This is a genomic window from Chryseobacterium barbadense, from assembly GCF_042849955.1.
In the GTDB taxonomy this organism is placed as follows: Bacteria; Bacteroidota; Bacteroidia; order Flavobacteriales; family Weeksellaceae; genus Chryseobacterium.
This window is the reverse complement of the sequence record NZ_BAAFHL010000010.1, coordinates 42,243-58,035: the sequence shown is the minus strand read 5'-3', so window position 1 is coordinate 58,035 and position 15,793 is coordinate 42,243. Positions and strand designations below refer to the sequence as shown.

Here is a 15,793-nt window from a genome sequence, read left to right as displayed (position 1 = left end):
CTTATTCTTATTAACCGTTGTTGGAAAGCTCGATGAGTGATGTTGTTATTTCCTCGATGGTCATCACATCAGTATTAAATTCGAAATGAGCACTTTTTTGTAACAAAGGCTGAATGTTTTCAAAATTCCAGATAATTTCATCACGTTCTTCGGGCATTTTTCCATACGGGTTAGAAGTTCTGTCGGCGATTCTTTGAAGTATTGTTTCAAGAGAAGCAGAAAATAAGACAATAGCATCAAAAAACGGGTACAGATTCGTTTGATTGGAACAGCAGCCTGATATGAAAATAGAAGAAGTAAGAGGTTTCAAAAGTAAATTTTTTATCTCATCTTCCTTTAATATCCATTCAGGCGTTTCTTCCGACATTGAAATTTCCTTCCAGTTACCGTAATCTGTATCAATTGCTGTAAATCCTTTATGTTGAAGATTACGAATAACAGATGTCTTTCCGGTTCCTGACATTCCCGTTAAGTAAATACGCTTCATTCTGAATCTGTTTTTTTAAATATAAGAATAAAAATGGGTCACAAATGATCATCCCGTAATAATTATTATATTTTACATTGATACATTGGAAATTTTCTATATCTTTGCACTCTTAAATATTTAACCGGGACGAGTTCCCCTAAAATTCAAACATTATGTCAGTAAAAATCAGATTACAAAGACACGGTAAAAAAGGTAAGCCTTTCTTCCACATCGTGGTTGCAGATTCTAGAGCTAGAAGAGATGGTAGATTCATCGAAAAACTAGGAACTTACAACCCAATTACTAACCCTGCAACTATCGAGTTGAACGTTGATTCTGCTGTACAGTGGTTAAACAACGGTGCTCAGCCGACTGATACTGCCAGAGCTATCCTTTCCTACAAAGGAGCCCTTTACAAAAAACACTTACAAGGTGGTGTTGCTAAAGGTGCTTTTGATGAGGCTGAAGCTGAGAAAAGATTCAATGCTTGGTTAGAAGCTAAAGAATCAAAAGTTCAAGGTAAAGTGGACGGTTTAGCTAAAGCTCAGGCTGATGCTAAAAAAGCGGCTCTTGAAGCTGAAGCTAAAGTAAACGAAGCTAGAATTGCTGCTGCTGCACAAGCTGAAGCTGATGCTAAAGCTGCTGAAGAAGCTGCCAACGCACCTGCTGAAGAAGTTGCTGAGGCTACAGAAGAAGCTCCGGAAGGAGAAGCTCCTGCTGCTGAAACTGAAGAAAACACTGAAGCTTAAGAATTAACCTGTATGCGTAAAGAGGATTGCTACTTTTTAGGTAAAATCACACGCAGACATGGTCTTTCGGGAAATGTTATTCTGAAACTGGATACAGACCAACCCGAGCTTTACAATAAACTGGAATCAATATTCGTTGAAATCAACGGATTATTGGTTCCTTTTTTTATTGAAAAATCATCATGGAGCAAATCTGATGCTCTGAACATTTTCTTTAAGAATTCCTCTGAGGCCATGGTAGATCAGGTTTTAGGGAAAAATGTTTATTTACCGCTTGCCACATTACCTAAACTTTCCGGGAAACAGTTTTATTATCACGAGGTGATCGGTTTCACGATTCTTGATGAAGAAAATAATAACTGTGGTGAAATTGAGTCTGTAAACGATCAGACGGCCCAGCATTACTTCCTATCCAGATTAAACGGAAAAGAAATTGTGGTTCCGATCATTAAAGACTGGATCCTTGAAGTGAACAGAGAAGAACAATTCATCAAAATGCAGCTTCCTGAAGGCTTGATGGATGTATTTTTAGTTCCTTCCAAAAAAGACGAATAAATATTCTTTTTTACTGTTCACCAATTGCGGGTAACAAATATTCCTGTACAATTGTATCCACTTGTGAATGCGCATAAGGCTTATTATATGCTTTTGCTGTGATGACCATCACGAGAGGTATTTGGGTAAATACAATAATTTTATTTCCTCCGTTTCCGCTTGACTGATACGTTTCAAAAGTCTTGTTTTCTACAGTATACACTTTTCTCCAAAACAAATATCCATATCCGTCAAAGTCTTTTTTATCCGCAAAATAATTGGTAAATGTTTTTTTTATCCAACCCTTATCGAGAATGTTGACATCATTCCAGATTCCATTATTTTTATACAGCTGTCCGAATTTTGCAAAATCCAAAGCGCGCATACGTAAACCACCTGCTAATGAAGGCTTTTGCTGAGGTGTATATTGCCATTTATAACGAGTAATACCCAATGGATGAAACAATTTTTTATAGGCAAATCTTTCTAAGCCTTCAGGAACGGATTGGTCAAGAATATCTCCGGTGACAACTACTCCGGCTGTAAAATAATTCCAGTTTTTTCCGATTTTATCTTGTGTCATGGGCAGATCTAATGCAAATTTTACCCAATTATCGGTAGGGTACATATTTTCTTCATTTCCGGGAGAATCATTGTTATTGTCGTTACCATCAAAGCCAGAACTCATTGTCAACAGGCTTTTGATAGTAACACTATCTTTTTTGAAAGAATAATTTTTGAATTGTTTTAAATTATAAAATTCCTTCAGGATTTGATTTTCATTGTTGAGATAACCTTCTTTTATGGCAATTCCTATGAGAGCCGAAGAAAAAGATTTGCCTACAGATCGTGTATCCTGCAAAGTGTCTCTTCCGGAATGATTAAAATATTCTTCCAGAATTAGTTTGCCGTTTTTTATTACAACAATTCCTGTAATATCACGGAATCTGTTTTCTGCAATTTTTTTATTTAAAAGTCTTATCTTTTTTTGGTCAAATTTATCTTTAGAAACCTTCCATCCACTGTTTGGCTTTATCTTTTGAATGGCAATTTGTTGCTCGGAAATATTTTTTTGCGGGACGATTAATCGGATTTCTCCCTCTGCAATGACGTTCCCGGTTTTTAAAACTGTTGTTTTTAAATAAGGCCTGATTTCAATTCTCAGAATATGATTTCCTGCTTCTAAAGCATCAATCCCACCATTGGCAAGATAGAAACGCATCCATAAATATCTTCCCCATGAATCTTCATTAGCAGTACTGATAAAAGGAACCCTAAAACTGGTCTTAAACTTTTTATTCTCCGCATTTCCCGCACCTGGGTTTACATTTTCTGTATATATTAACTTTCCATCAACGTAAAAATTGAACTGGTAATTTCCTTTTTTAAGAAGTTCGTCGGTAGTTAAAGTAGTATCCAGCTGATGTAAATAATTGACCAAAGAGTTGTCCAGAAAAATACGGATATCAAAATCTCTATCTTCTCTGAAGGTCATGGTGTCTAAAAGATCAGACTCTTTTAAATTTTCCAGCGGAATAGAATTATTTAAAAAAACAATCTTCCGCAAATGGTTTTTCTGAACAGGATTTTCTATTTCCTCAGGAGTAAGAATGTTTTGACCTGAAGAAAAAACAGAAATTAACATCAAAGCAATAAGTAAAATAGATTTCATTTCAAATTTGATCTAAACAAAAATAAAAAGCTATTTCCAGAAAAAATAGAATGAAATTAACATTTTACCTGCCTCTTAGAATTTGTCGGTATTTCAATGGTGTTAAACCCATATTTTCTTTAAAACAGCGGATAAAATGACTTTGATCAGCGAAACCGCACTCAATGGCAATATGAGTCAGGGATTTGTCTGTGTTGAGAAGCGTCAAAGACTTTTCAATTTTCAGTTTTCGGATATAAGTTCCCAAATTACAATTGAAATACTTTTGAAAATCTCTGCTCAAATGCATCGGATGAATATCCAGAGTTTGGGAAAGATCTAATAAATTCAGTTTTTCCGTAGCATTTTCATGCAGGATTTCTTCAATCTGTTTTGCCCATGCCGGTTTCTTTTCCCGGAGCCCGTTTTGATCTGAAAATTGACTGAAAACATATAATAAAAGCTGATTAAGAGATATTTCTAAAGAATTTCCACTCATTTTTGCTTCCCGGAAAAGCTGGTAAAACAATAACTTTACATCTGGATTTTTGATAGTAAAGCTACCTTCTTTATACTTTGTGATTTTAAATTTCTCAAACCATTGCTCTGAAATTTCAATATGAAATCCTCGTGTAAAAATATCAGGTTTTATGTTGTAATGCGCATCTTGCCAATGATGGTAAAGAAGACTTCCGGCGGAACAATCATAAACTTCTTTTTTATTTCCTTCGGTCATATTTCCCTGGAGCAGAAATGTGAAGTAAGCATTCTCATGGTAATGCCAGTCGACATAAGGATGAGTGTATTCAGTATCCGTAATGGTAAGGCCGTCCAAACAGATGGTTTCATTGGTTTGTCCGAAAAATTCACCATTACGAAGATTTTTCATTGTATTTTTTGTTTTAAATTTTCAATCTGTATATACATTCTGTTGAAGAATTTTTTCCTGTCCCTGTTTCCGGCGGTGTTTAGAGATTTGCAATTTTTTATTTGATGTTCAAAGTAGCTGAGTGTTTCCCTACAGGTTCTGGCATCGTTGATCAGGATATATCCAAACATATTGGAAGGTAAAGCGAAAAGTGACTGTTTCGGATGATGAAAAAAGATATCATTGGAAAGGTGCATCAGCTCGTTTTCATACAAATGAAACTTTGGATTATTTTCGGTTTTCTCTTCCATATATTCTATCAATTCTTTTACTTCTTCCAGAATAATATTAGCCTCATTTTTCAATAAAAGCCCGGTTTCATAATAAAATAAAATCTGCTGCAAAATACTGGAAACCGTCATGTCATTCCACAATTCCACAACATGTTGTGCTTCATATTTTTCCCTTAGTTTTTTGGTGTTGAGTTCAAAATTGGGAGGAGAGAATTGCAAAAAAGGGATAAAAACCTGCTTTGCATTAAGCAAATTCATCCAGACATAAATCTTGAAACGGGAAAGTAACGTATCTGAAAGTGTATAAAAAAACGGAATATCTTTCGCGGAATAATAAATAGTCATTCCATCAGAAAGAGGCAGATTTTCGAATACACTAAGATTGTTTTGAAAAAAAGATTGTAAATCTTCCACATGGGTTACAGCGCTGGTTTTTTGAACTAAAATCTGATGGTCTGATGTGATAAACTGATTGAGCGAGATCTGGTAATATTTTGCCAGTTCCAACGCTTCCTCAAAACTGAACTTTGCCTTCAGAGAAGTTCTTCTATGAGCTGCATCATAGCTTATATTAAGAATATTAGCAATTTCGTCATTCAAAGATTTTTCCCCGATTCTTCTCCGGATCTCTTTAAGCAGAAGTTCCTGATGCATGTTTTGTGATTTTCACAAATTTACTCAAATATTTTAATTTTTTTCCGCATTCGGATTTGTGTTTTCTACAGATACTTTTGAAAAAGAATTTTTAAAATAGTAAGCTATGAAAACAAAATTTTTATTCATCATCGGTCTTTTATCCAGCTTCTTAGTGTTTGGACAAGACAGTTTGCAGATGGCCCGACAAAAAACGCAATTTATTGCTTTTACCCCTTTAAAAAATGAAATAGAAAAAGTAAATGGACTGACGGTAGGGCTAGGTTTTGATCCAAAATATTCTCCTAATACCCAACCCAATTTTCAAAAGGTAAATGGACTGAATCTGGATATAAATCCCTTGGGGTTTTTAATCTGGATGTTTTATGATCCTTCAAGAATTGCCTTTAAAGAAGCCTATTTACAGGTTAATGGAATTAACATTTCCGCTGCAGGATATGTAAGAGGGGTTAATCATAACGGAGTCAGCCTTTCCATGTACAATTATGGAAATACAATGAACGGTATATTGGTTTCTGCCATTACAACGGATATAGAAAAAGGAAACGGAGTTTTAATTTCCGGATTAGGGATTTCGGCAAAAGAATTGAAAGGATTGAGCATTTCTATATTCAATGATGTCAATATCCTAAAAGGGATGCAAATTGGTTTTCATAATAAAGCAACAACGGGAAAGGGATTACAGATTGGAATTGTAAACAAATCGGACAAGCTTAGAGGGTTACAGATCGGATTTTGGAACAAAAATGGAAAACGCACTTTGCCTTTCGTTAATTTTTAGATTATGAAATCAGTTATTGCACTACTGCTGTTTTGTGTAAGCTTATCTGCACAGGACGCAAAAAAAAGGAAAAATACTGAAAGTTCTCTTATAGAAGCAGGTGGTTATCTCAATTTCAATGATTTTAAAAAGCAACGGAATCCGGGATTTTTTGCAGGATATTGGTACAGATATCCTACTGATGAAACTGGAACGCATCTGGAAATTGGTGGAACCTTTGGGTATAGTAAAAGCCTTTATGATTTCAATTATGGTAAAGATGGGCAGTTCTACCCTGTGCGTTCAGAAGAATTTATCCTTAATCTGGGAACACGTTTGGTAAAAGAATATTCATGGAAAAAATATAAAGTTGAATGGGTAAATGAGCTCAGTTTTCATAATCTATTCTTCAGTGATAAAGGAATTCCCGAGGATGAGCCTGTAAGAGAGGAAGATGATAATACCATTTATATTGATACCCATTCCACCAGCGTAGCTTCATTGAAAATAGGAGAGGGAATACGTTTCTGGAAAAATAATATAGGACTTGGAGTTCAGGCTTCATATATGCCGTACCGCCTTTGGTATAAGCAAACGGTACCGGAAAGATTCAATTCTTTTTCAATAGAAGTAAACCTGAATATTAAGTTTTAGATTAAATAGTTGATGCATAATTTTAAAACGACAGCGTAATTTCATCATTGCGCTGTTTTTTTGTAACTTTGCGGACATTAATTTTTACACAAAAATTTATCATCAACACATGAAAAAGCGAACCATTAAAGAAATCCTACAGGATTACAAGAAAGTATTACATCATGACATTACGGTTTACGGTTGGGCAAGAACATTCCGTGCCAATCGTTTTATAGCACTTAATGATGGTTCTACGATTAATAATTTGCAGATCGTTGTTGATTTCGAAAATTTTGACGAAGAGATGATCAATAAAATAAGCACGGCTTCTTCTCTTAAAGTCGTGGGTGAAGTGGTGGAAAGCCAGGGAGCCGGACAAACCGTAGAAATCGTAGCTAAGAAAATTACGATTTTAGGAGATAACTTTACGGATGAGCTGCAAAGTACCATTCTCCAGCCTAAAAAACATAGTTTGGAAAAGCTTCGTGAGCAGGCGCACTTAAGATTCAGAACGAACTTGTTCGGGGCTGTTTTCAGAGTACGTCATGCCGTTAGTTTTGCCATCCACTCATTCTTCAACCAAAGACAGTTCTTCTACATCAATACTCCGATTATTACGGGGGCAGATGCGGAAGGAGCAGGAGAAATGTTCGGAGTTACGAACTTTGACCTGGATCATATGCCAAGAACTAAAGAAGGCGCAATTGATTTTACGCAGGATTTTTTCGGAAAGAAAACCAACTTAACGGTTTCCGGACAGCTTGAAGGAGAAACTGCAGCAATGGGATTAGGAAGAATTTATACATTCGGTCCTACATTCCGTGCGGAAAATTCCAATACCACCCGTCACCTTGCTGAATTCTGGATGGTTGAGCCGGAAGTGGCCTTCAATAATCTTGAAGATAACATCGATCTGGCGGAAGATTTCCTGAAATATGTAATTCAGTATGTTTTGGACCACTGTAAAGATGATTTGGATTTCTTAGACAAGCGTTTTGCAGAAGAGCAAAAATCTAAACCTGAAAAAGAAAGAGCTAAAGAAGGCCTTATTGAAAAGCTTCAGAATGTAGTGGCAAAACGTTTCATGCGTGTAAGCTATACGGAAGCCATTGAAATCTTACTAAATTCTAAGGAAAATAAAAAAGGGAAGTTCCAATACCCTGTCGAAAAGTGGGGTGCTGATCTTCAGTCTGAACACGAAAGATATCTTGTGGAAAAACATTTCGAAAGCCCGGTAGTGCTGTTTGATTATCCTAAAGAGATCAAAGCATTCTATATGAAGCTTAATGAGGATAACAAAACGGTTGCGGCTATGGATGTACTTTTCCCTGGAATCGGAGAAATTATCGGGGGTTCCGAAAGAGAAGCAAGATTAGATGTATTGAAGCAGAAAATGGCAGAAATGCATGTAGATGAGCACGAACTATGGTGGTATCTTGATACCCGAAGATTTGGTTCTGTACCACATGCAGGTTTCGGTTTGGGACTAGAAAGGCTGGTTCTTTTCGTAACGGGAATGACGAACATCAGAGATGTGATCCCTTTCCCGAGAACACCTAAAAATGCTGAATTTTAAACCATAAAAAAAGCCTTAAAACATTGTTTAAGGCTTTTTTTGTTTATTTTCCAATAGTTTATTACTATATAGAAGAAAGCAAAAATCATGCTAAAAGTTATTTTTCTCGAATAAATTTATTAAATTCGTAGAATATGTTATGTTAAAAACGCAAATAGGGATATGCTTAAACAACACTTACAACTCAAATTAGGACAGAAGCTGGCGCCTCAGCAAATCCAGTTGATGAAGCTTATTCAGCTTCATACCCTGGAATTTGAAGAGGAATTGGAAAGAGAGTTAGAGGAAAACCCTGCTTTGGAAATTGTAAAGGAAGATTCTAAAGAGGACGACTATTCTTCCCTTGAAGATGCCTATCAGGACGAAGGAACAGAAAGCATTGAAACTGATTTTGATGTAAACGAATATTTGTATGATGATGAGCCGAGCTATAAAACGGCATCCAGCAACTATTCTCCTGATGACGAAGAATTTGATAATGAAAGCCTTTTAACTGAAGGCCAGTCTCTGTATGATTATCTGATGGAACAGATCCATCTCGTAAATATCAGTGAAGAAGATCTTAAAATTGCCGAATATCTTATCGGAAACCTTGATACTGACGGATATTTAAGAAGGGAGATCAAATCTATCGTTGATGATCTGGCTTTTTCACAGGGGGTGTATACCACTAAGGAAAAAGTTGAGGATATATTGGAAAATTATGTACAGAAACTTGATCCTGCAGGAGTAGGAGCAAGAGGTTTGCAGGAATGTTTGTTGCTGCAGATAGAGAAAAAAGTAAGCTCGGATAAAGCTATTTCTCTTGCTGCCAATATTCTCAGACATCAGTTTGATGCTTTAACGAATAAGCATTATAATAAAATCATCCAGAAATATGACATTGAAGAAGATGATCTTAAGGATGCCCTGGATGAAATTTCAAAATTGTCTCCAAAAGTAGGCGGTAATTTTGATACTCAGACGATTACCATCAACCAGGAAATTATCCCCGATTTTGTTATTCAGGTGAAAGACGGGCAGGTAGTTCCCTTGCTGAACAGTAAAAATGCACCGACTTTGAGAGTTTCAGAAGAGTATAAAGATATTTTATCAACGTATTCTCATGATAAAAACTCTGCGGAACACAAGCAGGCCGCCTTATTTATCAAGCAAAAACTGGATGCGGCCAAATGGTATATTGATGCCATTAATCAGCGCCAGAATACCTTATTGCAGACTATTACCGCTATTGTTAAGTTTCAGAAAGACTATTTTATTACCGGTGACGAGAAATCCTTAAAACCAATGATCTTAAAAGATGTTGCGGATATCACAGGATTTGATATTTCTACAATTTCAAGAGTGGTAAAAAGTAAATATGCAGATACCCCTAACGGAATTGTTTACCTGAAAGATCTATTCTCAGATAGTTTGACCAATGATGATGGAGAAGAAGTTTCTACAAAAGAGATTAAAACCCATCTTCAGGAAGTCATCAATAAAGAAAATAAGAGAAAGCCCCTTACAGATGACGCATTGGTAGTGATCCTGAAAGAACAGGGATATAATATTGCCCGAAGAACAATTGCCAAATACAGGGAACAGCTTAATATTCCGGTAGCGAGGCTTAGAAAAGAACTCTAATCATCATAAAAAAAGCATTTCAACCGAAATGCTTTTTTTATTTATCTAATTTTGAAGAGTATCTATTTCCTTAAGCTGCTTCAGATTCTTATCAAGCTTTCTAAGAATAATTCCGTAGACTAACCTGTAATACACCCAAACCAAAACAACGCTTAATCCGGTGCTCACCACAACCAGAATCAGAAAACGGGAAAGTGTTGAATTGGTCAGTTCAATATTCTGTGCATTCAAAACGTAAAAAACAAATGACACCAGAATGGTTGTAAATGCAATAAGCAAAATGATATTGGTGAAAATAAAAGCATTGACCGTTTTTTTGAATCGTATGATGTTGATGATAAATTTCTTAAGGTTTTCTTCAATCTTGATAGACTTATAATTCTGGTAAAATTTATAGACAAAATAAGCCGTTACGGATAAGCTTAAAATTTTTAAAGCTACAGATATGTCATTAAAAGTCTGCTCCAGCTCCGGAGTATTTTGGGCGCCCAGTTTTTTTAAAATACTTAAAAAGCTGTTGGAGTCTTTATCCTGTATAAGATAGAATAACCCTACAACAGTAAAGAATAAAAATTCTGCAACACTGATCCAGAAAATATATTTTACATAGTTGCGCGATTTCCGGTTCAGCATCTGTAGAATTTCATTGTCATCGTACTTCTGCTGAACAGGCTGTTCCTGCCACGTTTTCTTAAAGCTGTCTAAATCAAATTCAGGCATATTTTTCCATCTGTTCTTTAAGGGTTTTCTTTAATCTGTTCATTTTCACACGTGCATTTACTTCGGTGATTCCGAGGTTTTCTGCGATATCCTTGTAAGGCAAATCATCCAGATACATCATTACGATAGCTCTTTCCACATTAGGGAGCGTTTTGATCACGGTATATAATAAAGAGATCTGCTGTTGCTTCTCATCATCATCTTCCACAAAATCTTTATGGTTAATATCGAGTTCATTTGTTGGAAGGCTCTTGCTTTTTTTTCTGAAAAGAGTAATGGCTGTATTAAGGGCTACACGATACATCCATGTAGAAATTTTTGAATTTCCTTTGAAAGAATCATAGCTTCTCCAAAGCTGTAAGACAATTTCCTGGAAAAGATCTTCCTCATCTTCCAGGGAATTGGTATACAAACGCGATACTTTAATAATCAGTCCCTGATTATCCTTAATAAGCTGCGCAAATTCTTTTTCTCTAGAAATCAATATGGATGTATAATAATTGCACGAAGATAATAAATTAGTCGATATGGTGTTGTGATAATTTAATGATGTGTTGATAGATGAATGGTCAAATGTGCAAATCACGGTATGATTACATCCCATATCACCACATCATCATATTGCTATATTGCCAAAATTAAATCGTATCTTTGCACCCGCGAGAAAATCGGCTTGTTGATTCCTGTTTCGGCAGGGGTAGGAAAGTCCGGACACCATAGAGCAGCAAAGCGGATAACATCCGTCACCCGTGAGGGTAGGACAAGTGCAACAGAAAGCAAGTACAGTTCGGCTGTAGTGAAACCAGGTAAACTCTTTGTGGTGCAATGATAAGTATATCGGTTCTTTTCAGCAATGAAAATAGGAGCTGCTCGCTCTGAAAGCCGAGGGGTAATCAGCTCAAGTTTTGCAGCAATGTAAAACGCAGATAAATAACAGGCGCTTCCTTCATGGAAGTACAGAATCCGGCTTACAGATTTTCTCGTATTTTTTAAGCAAAAAGTCAGAAGCTGGATGCTGAAGGTTCAATGGCATAATATAACTTCCGACATCCAACTTCCAGATTCCAATAATACTATTCACTTTCCAATTGCTGCTTAGCCTTCTGTAAATCCTGTTTGTCCTGACTGGAGAGCTGAGGATATTTCAGATTCATTTTTTCTAAAGTATCAATAATGATCTGAATGGCGGCAACTCTGGCAAACCATTTATTATCTGCAGGAAGAATATACCAGGGAGCATATTCTTTGGATGTTTCGTTAATGGCGGTTTCATATGCTTCCATATACTTATCAAACAAAGCTCTTTCCGGTAGATCACCCATGGAAAACTTCCAGTTTTTTTTCTGTTCATTGATTCTGTCTAAAAACCTTTGTTTCTGCTCCTTTTTGGAAACATGTAAAAATATCTTTACTATGGTTGTACCATTTTGGGAAAGGTGCTTTTCAAAATTCCTGATGCTTTCGTATCTGTTTTCCCAGAACTGATTGTCGAAATCCTTTACGGAATCCCATGTTTTTTCACTTAAATTATATTCGGGATGAACCTTACAGACCAAAACACTTTCATAATGGGATCTGTTAAAAATACCAATCATCCCTTTCTGAGGTAAAGCCAGATAATGCCTCCATAAAAAATCATGGGAATATTCTTTGGTGCTCGGAGCTTTAAAGCTTGTCACGTTACATCCTTGCGGGTTTACTCCACCAAAAACGTGTTCGATAAGACTGTCTTTCCCTGCCGCATCCATAGCCTGCAGAACAACCAGAAGAGACTGGCTCCCGTCAGCATACAGCTTTTCCTGCAGTTCACGTAGCTTTTCTTTTTCCCGGATCAGTAATTCTTCTCCTTCTTCTTTAGTAAGCCTACCTTCATATTCTGTGGAGGTTTTGCCTATTGAAATTTTTCCCTTTACCAGGAAGTCATCAGAAAAGTTAGTATCCATATTTTATTTATTTGAATAAATGTAATAAAAAACCGGCTCTCCTGAGCCGGTTTTTTTATTTTTTCAAAAAGTAGAGCTTATTTTGCGGCAGCTACTTTTTTAGCTTGTTTGGCAGCTTTCTTTTCAGCCTTGGTAGCAGCCTTTTGCTCTGCAGGAGTTAGTGGCTTAGGTTCAGGAGCATTAGCATCTACAGTACCTTTAATGTAGATTACGCTTCTGTTGTTGGCCGGGTCGTTAGAGAAAACTTCTATCATTTTATTGAATCCTCCGTTGATAGCCGTGTTATATCCAACTTTGATCTTAGCAGACTTTCCTGGCATAATAGGATCTTGGCTGAATTCAGGAGTTGTACATCCGCAAGATGGTTTTACATTGGAAATAATAAGAGGCTTATCACCAGTATTCGTTACGGTAAAAAATCTTGTTCCATCAGCATTAGGCTTGATAGTACCATAATCATAAGTGGTTTTATCAAAAGTGATGGTTTGTGCAGATGCAATAGCAAATGTCCCAAATAGTGCAATTCCTGCAATTAATTTTTTCATATTCTTGAATGTTAATATGTTTGTTAGATAAATTTTGAAAAACAAAGTTAAAAATTATTTTAATTCATACTTGAAATTTTTTTTCTTTAAGTATTTTTGCAAATTGTAAGCCAAAGAATTAGAATTTATGCAGATTTCAGAAAAGTACAATCCACAGGAAACTGAACAAAAATGGTATAACTACTGGTTGGAGAATAAGTATTTCCATTCAGAGCCAAACGACAAACCGCCATATACCGTTGTAATTCCTCCGCCAAACGTTACGGGGATCTTACATATGGGGCATATGCTGAACAATACCATTCAGGATGTTCTGGTCCGCCGTGCAAGAATGCAGGGCTTTAATGCCTGTTGGGTTCCGGGCACAGATCACGCTTCCATTGCTACTGAAGCTAAGGTGGTTGCCAAACTGAAATCAGAAGGAGTCAACAAATCGGATATTACCCGTGAAGAGTTTTTAAAACATGCATGGGAATGGACGGATAAATACGGAGGAACCATTCTTGAACAGTTGAAAAAGTTAGGCTGTTCGTGCGACTGGGACAGAACCCGTTTTACCATGGAGGATAAACTTTCCGAGCAGGTAATTAAAAGCTTTGTTGATCTATATAACAAAGGTCTTATCTACAGAGGATACAGAATGGTTAACTGGGATCCTGAAGCCAAAACCAATATTTCTGATGAAGAAGTAATATTTAAAGAACAGAACGGGAAATTATATTTCCTTAAATATAAAATTGAAGGTTCCGAAGAATTCCTTTCGGTGGCAACTACGCGTCCGGAAACGATTTTCGGGGATACTGCCGTTTGTATCAACCCGAATGATGAACGATATGCTCACCTGAAAGGTAAAAATGTAATTGTACCTATTGTGAACAGACTGGTTCCGATTATTGAAGACGAATATGTGGATATAGAATTCGGAACGGGAGCTTTAAAAATTACTCCGGCACACGATACTAATGACTATGAGATCGGGCAAAAGCATCAGTTAAAAATGATTGATGCTCTGGATGATGATGCCAACCTTAACGAACACGGATTACATTATGCAGGAAAAAACAGATTCGAGGTTAGAAAACTGATCGCAAAAGAGCTGGAGGAAAAAGACCTTTTACTAAAAGCTGAAGATTATGTAAATAAAGTAGGAACTTCAGAAAGAACAGGAGCAGTCATTGAGCCTAAAATTTCCGTTCAGTGGTTCCTGAAAATGTCTGAAATTGCTAAACCTGCGTTGGACGTGGTAATGGATGATGAGGTGAAATTCTATCCGGAGAAGTTTAAAAACATCTATAAACACTGGATGGAAAACATCCGTGACTGGAATATTTCCCGCCAGCTTTGGTGGGGACAGCAAATTCCTGCCTATTATTATGGAAGTGGAGATGAAGATTTTGTTGTAGCTGAAACTAGAGAAGAAGCTTTAGATTTAGCTAAAGAAAAAACAGGAAACCAGCAACTGACAATCGACAACCTGAAACAAGACCAAGATGCTCTTGATACCTGGTTCTCTTCATGGTTATGGCCAATGTCTGTTTTCGATGGATTACTTAATCCTGAAAATAAAGAGATTAATTATTACTACCCGACTTCTGACCTGGTAACCGCCCCGGATATTATCTTTTTCTGGGTAGCCAGAATGATCATGGCAGGATTGGAATACAGAAAAGAGGTTCCTTTCAAAAATGTTTACTTCACAGGAATTGTAAGAGATAAGCAGAGAAGAAAGATGTCCAAATCCTTAGGGAATTCACCGGATCCATTGGAATTGATGGAGAAATACGGAGCGGATGGAGTTCGTGTAGGAATCTTATTGAGTTCTGCGGCAGGAAACGATCTTCTTTTTGATGAAGAGCTTATGCTTCAGGGAAGAAATTTCATGACGAAGATCTGGAATGCTTTCCGCTTGATCAACATGTGGAACCATGAAGATAAGTCTGCTAATTCAGCAGAAATACAAACTATTGAATGGTTTGAAAATCAATTGAACAAATCAATTACTGAAATCAACGATCAGTTTGATAAGTTCAGAATTTCCGATGCATTACATTTAATTCAGAAATTAGTTAAGGACGATTTCTGTGGTCTATATCTTGAGGCGATTAAACCCAATTATGGAGAAGGCATTTCTAAAGAAGTTTATAACAGAACAATTATTTTCTTTGAAGAATTAATGAAGCTGCTTCATCCATTTATGCCTTTCTTAACGGAAGAATTATGGCAATTGATCGCTGAGAGAAGTACAGACAATGCATTAGTGATAGCTCAACAGAAAAAAGCTGGGGAATTCAGTGAAGCAATTATTAAAAACTTTGAAACCGCAGAGGAACTGATTTCAGGAGTTAGAAATTACCGTCAGACCAAAGGTATCTCGCCAAGGGAAGCGGTTGAAATTTATACCAGTGCTTCAGAATTTGCCAATGAGGCAGTTATCAGAAAGCTGGCCAACGTTTCTGAAATTCATTTTAGTGAAAAAACAGATAAGCCAAGCTTCACGTTCCTTGTGGGATCAACTGAAATATCCATTCCTTTAAGTGAAAATTTGGATTTAGGAGAGGAAAAGCAAAAAACAGAGGAAGAATTAAAATATTTGAAAGGTTTCCTGATTTCTGTTGAAAAGAAGCTTTCCAATGAAAAGTTCGTGGCCAACGCAAAACCTGAAATTGTAGAAACAGAGCGTAAAAAACAAAAGGATGCTCAGGATAAAATTGCCATTTTGGAGGAGAAACTGAAAACTTTGTAAATAATAATTTTTTGTCGGAATGTCAG

15 protein-coding genes and 1 other RNA gene are annotated in these 15,793 nt (G+C 36.5%); 8 read left to right on the top strand and 8 right to left on the bottom strand.

Annotated features, from left to right (window positions below; genetic code table 11):
* Window positions 1–10 precede the first annotated feature (10 nt).
* Window positions 11–487 carry an AAA family ATPase gene (locus ACGHIN_RS06670; RefSeq protein ID WP_390451976.1) on the bottom strand — a complete coding sequence of 159 codons (477 nt, stop codon included), beginning with the start codon at window positions 485–487 and terminating at the stop codon, window positions 11–13.
* A gap of 155 nt (window positions 488–642) precedes the next feature.
* On the opposite strand from ACGHIN_RS06670, the gene ACGHIN_RS06665 reads away from it, so the two are divergent.
* Together ACGHIN_RS06665 and rimM are read left to right on the top strand one after the other, a co-directional pair.
* Entirely contained in the window at window positions 643–1,218 is a 576-nt protein-coding gene (locus tag ACGHIN_RS06665) for a 30S ribosomal protein S16 (protein ID WP_390451975.1), read from the top strand.
* A gap of 12 nt (window positions 1,219–1,230) precedes the next feature.
* Window positions 1,231–1,773, top strand: a complete 543-nt coding sequence (gene rimM, locus ACGHIN_RS06660) for a ribosome maturation factor RimM (protein ID WP_390451974.1) — start codon at window positions 1,231–1,233, stop codon at window positions 1,771–1,773.
* Window positions 1,774–1,783: 10 nt separating this feature from the next.
* Here rimM and ACGHIN_RS06655 read toward each other — a convergent pair whose 3' ends face one another.
* The 3 genes from ACGHIN_RS06655 to ACGHIN_RS06645 all read right to left on the bottom strand — a co-directional run bounded on the left by ACGHIN_RS06655 (window position 1,784) and on the right by ACGHIN_RS06645 (window position 5,218).
* The gene (locus ACGHIN_RS06655) at window positions 1,784–3,424 is read right to left on the bottom strand and encodes a serine hydrolase domain-containing protein (protein ID WP_390451973.1); all 1,641 of its coding nucleotides are present in this window, start codon (window positions 3,422–3,424) and stop codon (window positions 1,784–1,786) included.
* 64 nt (window positions 3,425–3,488) lie between these two features.
* Window positions 3,489–4,292 (bottom strand): helix-turn-helix transcriptional regulator, encoded by an 804-nt coding sequence (locus ACGHIN_RS06650; RefSeq protein WP_390451971.1) that lies wholly within the window; start codon window positions 4,290–4,292, stop codon window positions 3,489–3,491.
* Window positions 4,289–5,218, bottom strand: coding sequence for a helix-turn-helix domain-containing protein (locus tag ACGHIN_RS06645; protein WP_390451970.1), 930 nt, complete (start codon window positions 5,216–5,218; stop codon window positions 4,289–4,291). Before ACGHIN_RS06645 ends, ACGHIN_RS06650 begins: the two co-directional genes overlap by 4 nt.
* 106 nt (window positions 5,219–5,324) lie before the next feature.
* On the opposite strand from ACGHIN_RS06645, the gene ACGHIN_RS06640 reads away from it, so the two are divergent.
* The 4 genes from ACGHIN_RS06640 (at window position 5,325) to rpoN (ending at window position 9,816) form a co-directional block, all read left to right on the top strand.
* Window positions 5,325–5,999: an LA_2272 family surface repeat-containing protein gene (locus ACGHIN_RS06640; RefSeq protein WP_390451968.1), complete on the top strand. Its 675-nt coding sequence runs from the start codon at window positions 5,325–5,327 to the stop codon at window positions 5,997–5,999.
* 3 nt (window positions 6,000–6,002) lie between these two features.
* Window positions 6,003–6,632: a hypothetical protein gene (locus ACGHIN_RS06635; protein WP_390451967.1), complete on the top strand. Its 630-nt coding sequence runs from the start codon at window positions 6,003–6,005 to the stop codon at window positions 6,630–6,632.
* Between the two features lie 109 nt (window positions 6,633–6,741).
* Complete coding sequence (gene asnS / locus ACGHIN_RS06630; RefSeq protein WP_390451966.1) at window positions 6,742–8,190, top strand: asparagine--tRNA ligase; 1,449 nt, start codon at window positions 6,742–6,744, stop codon at window positions 8,188–8,190.
* Between the two features lie 162 nt (window positions 8,191–8,352).
* Window positions 8,353–9,816, top strand: a complete 1,464-nt coding sequence (gene rpoN, locus ACGHIN_RS06625; protein ID WP_390451964.1) for an RNA polymerase factor sigma-54 — start codon at window positions 8,353–8,355, stop codon at window positions 9,814–9,816.
* Between the two features lie 45 nt (window positions 9,817–9,861).
* On the opposite strand, the gene ACGHIN_RS06620 is transcribed toward rpoN, so the two are convergent.
* Window positions 9,862–10,536, bottom strand: a complete 675-nt coding sequence (locus tag ACGHIN_RS06620; RefSeq protein WP_390451962.1) for a beta-carotene 15,15'-monooxygenase — start codon at window positions 10,534–10,536, stop codon at window positions 9,862–9,864.
* Window positions 10,529–11,020, bottom strand: coding sequence for an RNA polymerase sigma factor (locus tag ACGHIN_RS06615; RefSeq protein ID WP_121460222.1), 492 nt, complete (start codon window positions 11,018–11,020; stop codon window positions 10,529–10,531). The genes ACGHIN_RS06620 and ACGHIN_RS06615 overlap by 8 nt, the downstream gene beginning before the upstream one ends.
* Window positions 11,021–11,196: 176 nt before the next feature.
* Here ACGHIN_RS06615 and rnpB point away from each other — a divergent pair.
* Window positions 11,197–11,523, top strand: an RNA gene (gene rnpB, locus ACGHIN_RS06610) — RNase P RNA component class A.
* Between the two features lie 86 nt (window positions 11,524–11,609).
* On the opposite strand, the gene ACGHIN_RS06605 is transcribed toward rnpB, so the two are convergent.
* Both ACGHIN_RS06605 and ACGHIN_RS06600 read right to left on the bottom strand, forming a co-directional pair.
* Entirely contained in the window at window positions 11,610–12,479 is an 870-nt protein-coding gene (locus ACGHIN_RS06605) for a polyphosphate kinase 2 family protein (protein ID WP_390451960.1), read from the bottom strand.
* A 77-nt stretch (window positions 12,480–12,556) separates the two neighbouring features.
* Window positions 12,557–13,024, bottom strand: coding sequence for a DUF1573 domain-containing protein (locus ACGHIN_RS06600; protein WP_390451958.1), 468 nt, complete (start codon window positions 13,022–13,024; stop codon window positions 12,557–12,559).
* 127 nt (window positions 13,025–13,151) lie between these two features.
* On the opposite strand from ACGHIN_RS06600, the gene ACGHIN_RS06595 reads away from it, so the two are divergent.
* Window positions 13,152–15,767: a valine--tRNA ligase gene (locus tag ACGHIN_RS06595; RefSeq protein WP_390451957.1), complete on the top strand. Its 2,616-nt coding sequence runs from the start codon at window positions 13,152–13,154 to the stop codon at window positions 15,765–15,767.
* The last annotated feature ends 26 nt before the right edge of the window (window positions 15,768–15,793 follow it).

Coding starts and splice junctions, on each gene's coding strand:
- ACGHIN_RS06670 (WP_390451976.1), bottom strand. CDS start 487: ATGAAGCGTATTTACTTAACGGGAATGTCAGGAACCGGAAAGACATCT.
- ACGHIN_RS06665 (WP_390451975.1), top strand. CDS start 643: ATGTCAGTAAAAATCAGATTACAAAGACACGGTAAAAAAGGTAAGCCT.
- rimM (WP_390451974.1), top strand. CDS start 1,231: ATGCGTAAAGAGGATTGCTACTTTTTAGGTAAAATCACACGCAGACAT.
- ACGHIN_RS06655 (WP_390451973.1), bottom strand. CDS start 3,424: ATGAAATCTATTTTACTTATTGCTTTGATGTTAATTTCTGTTTTTTCT.
- ACGHIN_RS06650 (WP_390451971.1), bottom strand. CDS start 4,292: ATGAAAAATCTTCGTAATGGTGAATTTTTCGGACAAACCAATGAAACC.
- ACGHIN_RS06645 (WP_390451970.1), bottom strand. CDS start 5,218: ATGCATCAGGAACTTCTGCTTAAAGAGATCCGGAGAAGAATCGGGGAA.
- ACGHIN_RS06640 (WP_390451968.1), top strand. CDS start 5,325: ATGAAAACAAAATTTTTATTCATCATCGGTCTTTTATCCAGCTTCTTA.
- ACGHIN_RS06635 (WP_390451967.1), top strand. CDS start 6,003: ATGAAATCAGTTATTGCACTACTGCTGTTTTGTGTAAGCTTATCTGCA.
- asnS (WP_390451966.1), top strand. CDS start 6,742: ATGAAAAAGCGAACCATTAAAGAAATCCTACAGGATTACAAGAAAGTA.
- rpoN (WP_390451964.1), top strand. CDS start 8,353: ATGCTTAAACAACACTTACAACTCAAATTAGGACAGAAGCTGGCGCCT.
- ACGHIN_RS06620 (WP_390451962.1), bottom strand. CDS start 10,536: ATGCCTGAATTTGATTTAGACAGCTTTAAGAAAACGTGGCAGGAACAG.
- ACGHIN_RS06605 (WP_390451960.1), bottom strand. CDS start 12,479: ATGGATACTAACTTTTCTGATGACTTCCTGGTAAAGGGAAAAATTTCA.
- ACGHIN_RS06600 (WP_390451958.1), bottom strand. CDS start 13,024: ATGAAAAAATTAATTGCAGGAATTGCACTATTTGGGACATTTGCTATT.
- ACGHIN_RS06595 (WP_390451957.1), top strand. CDS start 13,152: ATGCAGATTTCAGAAAAGTACAATCCACAGGAAACTGAACAAAAATGG.